At 41.9% G+C, this 2,801-nt stretch carries 3 protein-coding genes and 1 tRNA gene; 3 read left to right on the forward strand and 1 reads right to left on the reverse strand.

From position 1 onward, the window contains the following. Positions 1 to 227 precede the first annotated feature (227 nt). From BM057_RS08060 to BM057_RS08070, 3 genes are all read left to right on the forward strand, one after another. On the forward strand, positions 228 to 701 hold the full coding sequence (locus BM057_RS08060) for a SprT family protein (protein WP_047390596.1): 474 nt from the start codon (positions 228 to 230) through the stop codon (positions 699 to 701). 74 nt (positions 702 to 775) lie between these two features. Continuing rightward, positions 776 to 2,209, forward strand: coding sequence for a glycosyl hydrolase family 28-related protein (locus BM057_RS08065; RefSeq protein WP_092092800.1), 1,434 nt, complete (start codon positions 776 to 778; stop codon positions 2,207 to 2,209). Between the two features lie 94 nt (positions 2,210 to 2,303). Continuing rightward, a tRNA-Leu gene (locus BM057_RS08070) sits at positions 2,304 to 2,387 on the forward strand. A gap of 161 nt (positions 2,388 to 2,548) precedes the next feature. On the opposite strand, the gene BM057_RS08075 is transcribed toward BM057_RS08070, so the two are convergent. Beyond that, on the reverse strand, positions 2,549 to 2,801 hold a 253-nt coding region (locus BM057_RS08075; RefSeq protein WP_143074492.1), incomplete at its 5' end, for a transposase.

Consider the following 2,801-nt stretch of genomic DNA (forward strand, 5'->3'; position numbering starts at 1 on the left):
GTTATAAAGCAGCTTTTATGACAGACTCGAGAGGACAAACCAGTTTGAGTAGGTCATAAACGAGCTCTTATTACAAACTCGGGAGGACAAATCAGCTTGAGTTCGTTATAAAGCAGCTTTTATGACGGACTCGAGAGGGCAAACCAGTTTGAGTTCGTTATAAACAAGCTTTTATGATAAACTCAAAAGCAGAAAAAGTTTCAGTGAGTCATAAAGGAAGGACTGTCATGGATCAAAAGGAATTGCAGCAGTTAGTTGAAACTGTTTCGCTGACTTCTTTTCATTTGCCGTTTGAACATCAAGCTGTCTTTAATCGACGGCTGAGAACAACAGGCGGAAGATATCATTTGGTCACGCATGATTTAGATTTTAATCCTAAAATACTAGATACATTTGGTATGGAAGAATTTTTAGGTGTTATCAAGCACGAATTGTGTCATTATCATTTGCATTTAGCCGGCAAAGGTTATCAGCATAAGGATCGCGATTTCAAGCAGCTGTTAAAACAAGTGGGTGGTACACGATTCGTTCGTTCGCTGAATGAACATCAATCGGTTCCGCGCTATTGGCTTTATGAGTGCACGAATTGTCATCAAAAGCTTTATCGGCAAAGAAAATTCAACACCGGACGCTATGTTTGCGCTGCTTGCCATGGAAGGTTTCATTTGGCTAAAGATGAAAAAATTGCAGTGAAACAGTAATATTGTTGGAGGCGGAGCAGATCATCAGCTGTTTTCCGCCTCTTTTGCTACAATAAAGAAAAAGAGGTGAGAAGATGACTCATTTAAAGGAGAACCAACGATTATTAACCGAAACGTTCCCTGAATACCAAAGCAGCCGCAAGAAGAAGCAAGCGATTCAGGAAACGGAAAGAGCATTTCGTACTTTGAAAGACATGTCGAAACGAACCAAAAAATGGAATGATGCGTTTTATCGTTTCCTGCTGACAAAGCCGAAAACTGATTATAGTGTTGCTCCTCCTGTAACCATTGATGAAAAAGGAGCAGTAAGGCCTTACTGGAAAGGATTGCTGGATCAGACAATGAAGGCGTTGGGTCATTTGGTAGAAACGGTGTCTGTACTAGATTATGGCGCGGTAGGAGATGGACGATTTGACTGCACAGAAGCTTTTCGAAAAGCGATTGGAAATGGCAAAAGACGCGTGATCATCCCGCCCGGCACTTATCGAACGAGAGGGTTAAGATTACCGTCAAATACAGAACTCATTGGGGCAGGCATAGCAAATACCACTCTTCTGTTGGCAGATGAAGCACCGAAGAAAGAACGACTGTTAACCAACCAGCATCATGTAAAAGGCGATCATCATATTCGAATTGCCAATCTGACGCTTGATTGGAATGTAGGGCGTTTGACAAAAGAAGAGCAAACTTCATCAGGGGGCACTTCTTCTAGCGGGATCACATTAGCAAATGTTCATTTTGCGATTGTCCAAAATATCAAAGTTATTGATCCAGGTTTGCATGGCGTAGATATTACTGCTGTTCGATACAATTATTTTGGCGATGGTAGACGTTCGATACTGGGCAGCCGGTTTATTTGGGTAGATGAAGTAGAAGTCTCAGGATTTGGCGATGACGGGATTACCACTCATCATAGTGACGACTTGCTGATCACAAACAGCTATTTGCATCATCCAAGCGGCAGGGCGCACAAAAAAGGTTTTTCTAATTCAAATGGCATTGAGATCGATGATGGTTCCCAGCATGTGGTGCTCGCCAACAATCGTACAGCTTACTGCTTTGGCGGAATAGAGATCAAAGCGCACGAAACCAGTTCGGCTGCTTCAGACACGCAAATGATTGGTCATTTTTCTTTTCATGATAACCGCGCCTACAATTTTCGTCATATCGGTCATCACCAAGGAGAGGACAAATATTCTCAATCCGCTTATGGGATTCGCGCCACCTACTTAGCAGCTTACTATCCGCAATATACAGATTTGTATGTCGGTTCTACGCCAAGAGCGCTCGTCATTTCTGCCTATCAAAGAGTGGCTATCAACCATTTCTTTGCGAAAACTACGCCTGAAAATAACCCAGGTGAGATCGCTATTTCTGTTCAATATCGGGCAAACCAGATCATTTTACAGCAGGTCCAGCTTGAACATTATGAGCAGGCAAAAAGAGAAGTTCGCGTTGCGCAAACGGCTCATCATGTTTCAATAGACCAGTACGCTGATGACCACTAGCAAGAAGGAAGAACAGGTGTGCTAGAGGCTCAACAAGAAAATAAGGGCTTTACAAGTTTACATGATATTGGTAAAATAAATCTTGTTGAGATTTGCGGTCGTGGCGGAATGGCAGACGCGCTGGCTTGAGGGGCCAGTCGGGATTATCCCGGTGGAAGTTCGAGTCTTCTCGGCCGCATTTAGATAGATGTTTTATTTTAAAATCGATAGAAGCAAAGCCTCTTCCTTGCCTTTAAAAGCAAGGAAGAGGCTTTGTTTTTTAAGAATAAAGGCTCTTTGACAAGTAGTGTTGGTGGGTCAAAAAAGTCAGAGCGATTACATCGCTTTGGCTTTTTTATTTTATGCTGCTTTTTCATCTTTAAAATACAAAGCTCTAGGTTGATAGTGAGAAGCAGTCAATCGATAAACAATCAATAGTCGGGCTCGCAGGTTATAGAAATTTCGATAGCCATATCCTGATCGTTTGATGTTCTTGATTTTGTTGTTCATTCCTTCAATAGGACCATTGGAAAGCGTATAGACAAACGCATTTTTAATGTCCTCTAGGTGTTTTTTAAACGTTTTAAGAACAGTTCTCACTTTTCTCGGTAAA

The sequence above is a fragment of the Pisciglobus halotolerans genome, assembly GCF_900113675.1.
In the GTDB taxonomy this organism is placed as follows: domain Bacteria; phylum Bacillota; class Bacilli; order Lactobacillales; family Carnobacteriaceae; genus Pisciglobus; species Pisciglobus halotolerans.

Coding starts and splice junctions, on each gene's coding strand:
- BM057_RS08060 (WP_047390596.1), top strand. CDS start 228: ATGGATCAAAAGGAATTGCAGCAGTTAGTTGAAACTGTTTCGCTGACT.
- BM057_RS08065 (WP_092092800.1), top strand. CDS start 776: ATGACTCATTTAAAGGAGAACCAACGATTATTAACCGAAACGTTCCCT.